General features: G+C 74.3%; 6 protein-coding genes. All 6 read left to right on the top strand.

The window, feature by feature from the left end; genetic code table 11:
* The first annotated feature begins 107 nt into the window (after window positions 1-107).
* The 6 genes from ACYC1Z_RS14145 (at window position 108) to rplS (ending at window position 4,821) form a co-directional block, all read left to right on the top strand.
* Window positions 108-1,199, top strand: a complete 1,092-nt coding sequence (locus ACYC1Z_RS14145; protein WP_461410163.1) for an amidohydrolase family protein — start codon at window positions 108-110, stop codon at window positions 1,197-1,199.
* 258 nt (window positions 1,200-1,457) lie between these two features.
* Window positions 1,458-1,952 carry a 30S ribosomal protein S16 gene (gene rpsP / locus ACYC1Z_RS14140; protein ID WP_461410162.1) on the top strand — a complete coding sequence of 165 codons (495 nt, stop codon included), beginning with the start codon at window positions 1,458-1,460 and terminating at the stop codon, window positions 1,950-1,952.
* Window positions 1,953-1,957: 5 nt separating this feature from the next.
* The gene (locus tag ACYC1Z_RS14135; protein WP_461410161.1) at window positions 1,958-2,197 is read left to right on the top strand and encodes an RNA-binding protein; all 240 of its coding nucleotides are present in this window, start codon (window positions 1,958-1,960) and stop codon (window positions 2,195-2,197) included.
* A 113-nt stretch (window positions 2,198-2,310) separates the two neighbouring features.
* The gene (gene rimM / locus ACYC1Z_RS14130; RefSeq protein ID WP_461410160.1) at window positions 2,311-2,883 is read left to right on the top strand and encodes a ribosome maturation factor RimM; all 573 of its coding nucleotides are present in this window, start codon (window positions 2,311-2,313) and stop codon (window positions 2,881-2,883) included.
* 2 nt (window positions 2,884-2,885) lie between these two features.
* On the top strand, window positions 2,886-4,289 hold the full coding sequence (trmD, locus tag ACYC1Z_RS14125) for a tRNA (guanosine(37)-N1)-methyltransferase TrmD (RefSeq protein WP_461410159.1): 1,404 nt from the start codon (window positions 2,886-2,888) through the stop codon (window positions 4,287-4,289).
* 175 nt (window positions 4,290-4,464) lie between these two features.
* Window positions 4,465-4,821: a 50S ribosomal protein L19 gene (rplS, locus tag ACYC1Z_RS14120; protein ID WP_461410158.1), complete on the top strand. Its 357-nt coding sequence runs from the start codon at window positions 4,465-4,467 to the stop codon at window positions 4,819-4,821.
* Window positions 4,822-5,138 lie beyond the last annotated feature (317 nt).

Raw genomic sequence — 5,138 nt, 5'->3', positions numbered from 1 at the left:
AACCCGCCGTCGATGAGAGGGGACCTGCGGTGGGGGCGATGGGCGTGCCGGTGCGCCGCGGGCTCGATCTGCGCCATGCTGGACGCCGACACCCGAGGAGGAACACCATGACCGAGACCCTGCACCTGCGCGGCACCGTCGTCGTCGACGACCACGTCGAGCTCGACGAGATCTGGGTGGTGGACGGGCGGCTGCGCCTGACGCCGCCGGACGGTGTGGCGGCCCGTACCCTGACCGGCTGGGTGCTGCCCGGCCTGGTGGACGTGCACTGCCACATCGGCCTCGGTGCGGACGGTGTCGTCACCGAGGAGGACGCGCTGCAGCAGGGCAAGGCCGACCGGGACGTCGGCATCCTCCTGGTGCGCGACGCCGGCTCCCCGATGGACAACCGCTGGGTCCAGGAGCGTGCGGACATGCCGCGCCTCATCCGGGCCGGCCACCACCTCGCCCGGCCCAAGCGCTACCTGCGCAACTACGGCCTCGAGCTCGACGATGTCGCGCGGCTGCCCGAGGCGGTCGCCGAGCAGGCCCGCTTCGGCGACGGCTGGGTCAAGATCGTGGCCGACTGGATCGACCGGTCCGGCGGCGCCGACTCCGACCTGCGCCCGCTGTGGCCGGCCGACGTGCTGGCCGACGCCGTCGCGGCCGCGCACGAGAACGGGGCCCGGGTCACCGCGCACACGTTCTCCCACGAGGCGGTCGACCCGCTGCTGGACGCCGGCATCGACGGCATCGAGCACGGCACGGGCATGGACGCCGACCAGATCGCCGAGGCGGCCCGTCGTGGCATCCCCGTCACGCCCACCTTGCTCCAGGTGGGCTTCTTCGCCGAGTTCGCCGACCAGGCGAGGGAGAAGTACCCGGTCTACGCGGCCCGGATGCGCCGCATGCACGAGCGACGCCACGAGCAGGTGCGCGCGTTCCACGCGGCCGGTGTGCCGCTGCTGATGGGCTCCGACGCCGGGGGTACCATCGCCCACGGCTCGCTGCCCGCCGAGGCCGCCGAGGTGGCCCGGGCCGGGATCCCCGCCGCGGACGTCGTCGCTGCCGCCAGCTGGCGCGCGCGCCGGATCCTCGCCGTGCCCGGGATCGAGGAGGGGGCGAGCGCGGACGTCGTCGTGTACGACGCGGACCCGCGCGAGGACGTCACCGTGCTCGCCCGCCCGAGCGCGGTGCTCCTGCGGGGCGCGCTGGTCTGAACGCTCCGCCGCTGGTCGCGGCGAGCGGGTCCGCCGGTCCTGGGCGGTGGGCCGCGAGCCCGTCGGCGTGGTCGACGGCACCTTCTCGCCGGGCAGGCCGGGTTGGGCTGCGCCCGCGGATCTGGCAGAATGACCTGCTGTACTCAGCTCGGCGGCCCCTCTCACCGTCCGGCGCTGTGTCCTGCGGCCAACCGAGGACCCGAAACCCACCGGGCTCGCGTGCGGCCCACCCCATACGAAACCAGGAGCGACCACCTAGTGGCAGTCAAGATCCGTCTCAAGCGCCTCGGCAAGATCCGGGCGCCGTACTACCGCGTCGTCGTCATGGACGGCCGCAAGAAGCGCGACGGTCGCGCGATCGAGGAGATCGGCAAGTACCACCCGACCGAGGAGCCCTCGCTCATCGAGATCGACTCCGACCGTGCGCAGTACTGGCTCTCGGTCGGCGCGCAGCCGTCCGACCAGGTCGCCGTCCTGCTCAAGATCACGGGCGACTGGCAGAAGTTCAAGGGTCTGCCCGGCGCCGAGGGCACCCTGCGCACCAAGGACATGTCGCCCGAGGCCGCCGCCGAGGCGAAGGCCACCGCGGTGAAGGCCGCCGCCGCCGACGCCGAGAAGCGCAAGGCTCGCGCGGCCGAGGCCAAGTCCGCGGCCGAGGCCACCAAGGCCGAGGCCCCCAAGGCCGAGGCTCCGACGGCGGCCGGCGAGGCCGAGGCTCCGGCCGACGCCGAGGCGCCCGCCGAGGACGCCTGATCCCGATGCTGGCCGACGCCCTCGAGCACCTCGTGCGCGGCATCGTCGATCACCCGGACGAGGTCGACGTCTCGTCCCGCTCCCTGCGTCGCGGGGAGCTGCTCGAGGTGCGCGTCCACCCGGAGGATCTCGGTCGGGTGATCGGCCGGTCCGGACGGACCGCCCGCGCCCTGCGCACGGTGGTCGGTGCCCTGTCCACCACGGGACCCGTCCGGGTCGACGTGGTCGACACCGACCGCAGCTGAGACCGAACGCACCACAGACCCGGCCCACGTGACTTCGCGGGCCGGGTCTGCTGTCATGACCGGGTGTCCCGAGCTCGGGACACCCACACACGGCTGCCCACGGAGGAGCGGGCGTGCTGCTGACCGTCGCCATCATCGGGGCACCCCACGGGCTACGGGGCGAGGTGCGGCTGGACGTGCGCACCGACGACCCGGGGCGGCGGCTGGCGGTGGGGAACCGGGTCGAGACCGAGCCGGCCGACGCGGGCCCGCTCACGATCGCGCGGTCCCGGACGCAGGGCGAGGCCACCTACGTCGTCTTCGACGGGGCGCACGACCGCGCCGAGGCGGAGTCCCTGCGTGGCGTCCGCATCGTCGTCGAGACCGATGAGGACGAGGGCGAGGACGCGGACGGCTGGTACCCCCACGAGCTCGTCGGCCTGCGGGTCGTCCACGTCGACGGACGCGAGCTGGGCACGGTGAGCGACCTCGAGACCATGCCCGCGCACGATGTCCTCGTGGTCGACGAGCCCGACGGGGCGCAGGCCCGTGTCCCCTTCGTCGAGGCGATCGTCCCCGCCGTCGACGTCGACGCCGGCACGATCACCGTCGACCCGCCGCGGGGGCTCTTCGTCGCGGACCCGGCCGACCCGGGCGACCCGGGCGATACCCCGGCCGATGCGGCCGACAGCCCGGCCGAGGGCTAGCCGTGCGGATCGACGTCGTCTCGATCTTCCCGGCCTACCTCGACGCGCTCGATCTCTCCCTGGTCGGCAAGGCCCGGCGGGACGGCCTGCTCGACCTGCGGGTCCACGACCTGCGGGACTGGACGAGCGACCGGCACCGCACCGTCGACGACACCCCGTTCGGTGGTGGCGCGGGCATGGTCATGCGCCCGGATGTGTGGGGCCGTGCGCTCGAGGACGTGCTGGGCGCCGGCGAGCCCGCCGGGCGTCGGGTGCTGCTCATCCCGACGCCGTCGGGGGAGCGGTTCACCCAGGCGACGGCGCACGACCTCGCCGCCGCCGACCAGCTCGTGTTGGCGTGCGGCCGCTACGAGGGCATCGACGCCCGCGTGGCGGAGCACTTCGGCGCGGACGGGGGCGTCGAGGTCCGTGAGTTCTCGCTCGGCGACTACGTCCTCAACGGCGGCGAGGTCGCCGCGCTCGTCGTCGTCGAGGCCGTGGCGCGCCTGCTGCCCGGCGTCATCGGCAACCCCGCCTCGCTCGTGGAGGAGTCGCACGGCGCCGCCGGCCTGCTCGAGTACCCCGTCTACACCAAGCCTCCCGTGTGGGCGGACCTGGCGGTCCCGGAGGTGCTGACCTCAGGCGACCACGGCCGGGTGGCCCGCTGGCGCCGCGACCAGGCGCTCCGGCGCACCGCCGACCGGCGCGCCGACATGATCGCCGCGCTGGACCCCGAGACGCTGGACAAGGCCGACCGGGCGCTCCTCGCGGAGGCGGGCTGGTACGTGCCGCGCGGCGCTGCCGGCCCGGTCCAGGTGCAGGTCCGGGCCGGTCGGCCGGCGGACGTGCTCGCCGTCGCCGCGCTCGCCGCGGCCACGTTCCCCCTGGCGTGCCCGCCCCAGATGAGCGCCGAGGACGTCCAGGCGTTCGTCGACGCCCACCTCACCCCCGAGCACTTCGCCGGCTACCTCGCCGAGCCCGCCCGGTACCGCGTGCTCGTCGCCGTCGCCGTCGCCGAGGGCACCCCGGTCGGCTACACCCTCCTGGTCCTGCCGCACACCGCGGTCGAACCGCCCTACGCCGACGACGTCGCCGCGCTCGTGACCGCCCGGCCCGCCGCCGAGCTGAGCAAGTGCTACGTCCGGCCCGATTTCCAGGGCACCGGGCTGGCGGGCACCTTGCTGCGGGCCTCGACCGCCCTGGCGGCGGGCACCGCCGTCGACGGCCGACCCGTCGCCGCCCTGTGGCTCGGCACCAACAGCGCCAACCGCCGGGCCCAGCGCAGCTACACCCGTCAGGGCTTCGTCACCGCGGGCACGAGGCGCTTCCGGGTCGGGGCCGCGGTGGAGGAGGACCTCGTCATGGTCCGCGACCTGGATACGGCGACCGTGGGGCGGACCACACCAGCCCCGCACCCGCCCCGGTAGGACCGGACGCCCCGACTGTGGCAGAATGGCGAGGCCGTGCGTCGCGGTACCACGCCACCAGCCCTGCCACGGGGGGAGTCTGGCGGCACGCGGACGCCGAGCACCCACGACCGACAAGGCGGGTTCCCGCCACGACCATCGCACGTGACCTGTGGCACGAGCGGGAAGAGATCACATGCAGACCCTCGACTTCGTCGACGCCGCCTCGCTGCGCGACGACATCCCCGCCTTCCGCGCCGGCGACTCCCTCAAGGTGAACGTCAAGGTCGTCGAGGGCACCCGGTCCCGCATCCAGGTGTTCCAGGGCATCGTGATCGCCCGCTCCGGCTCCGGTGTGCGCGAGACGTTCAAGATCCGCAAGGTCAGCTTCGGCGTCGGTGTCGAGCGCACGTTCCCGGTGCACTCGCCGTCGATCGACTCCATCGAGGTCGTGACCCGCGGTGACGTCCGCCGCGCCAAGCTGTACTACCTGCGCAGCCTGCGTGGCAAGAAGGCCAAGATCAAGGAGAAGCGCGACAGCACCGCGCGCTGACGCCCCCCACCACAGCCCGGCACGCCCCGTGTGCCGGGCAGTGTGCTGCCCGGCACGCATCGGGCCCGCAGCCGGCACGGGGCTCCGCCGGGCGTCGAGGACGTGCCGCCGGGGATAAGGTCTCCCCGAGGTGTGCTCACCGGCAGGGGGCCTCCGGACACCACCAGACACGAGGGAGCTGAGGCGCCGACGTGAGCACCACCAGCACCGGGGCGCCAGACCCTGAGACGCCGGGCCCCGGCGACGGCGAACCCATGCCACCGAGCTTCCCGCCGGCCGAGCCCGCCGTCCATCCCCAGGCCGCGGCCCCCGCGCCG

It is taken from the genome of Georgenia sp., assembly GCF_054605595.1.
Note: the sequence above shows the minus strand (reverse complement) of the source record. Positions and strands in the feature narration are given on the sequence as shown.

What these genes read in the sequence shown, in the direction of transcription:
- ACYC1Z_RS14145 (WP_461410163.1), top strand. Translation starts at nt 108, where the DNA reads ATGACCGAGACCCTGCACCTGCGCGGCACCGTCGTCGTCGACGACCAC.
- ACYC1Z_RS14135 (WP_461410161.1), top strand. Translation starts at nt 1,958, where the DNA reads ATGCTGGCCGACGCCCTCGAGCACCTCGTGCGCGGCATCGTCGATCAC.
- rplS (WP_461410158.1), top strand. Translation starts at nt 4,465, where the DNA reads ATGCAGACCCTCGACTTCGTCGACGCCGCCTCGCTGCGCGACGACATC.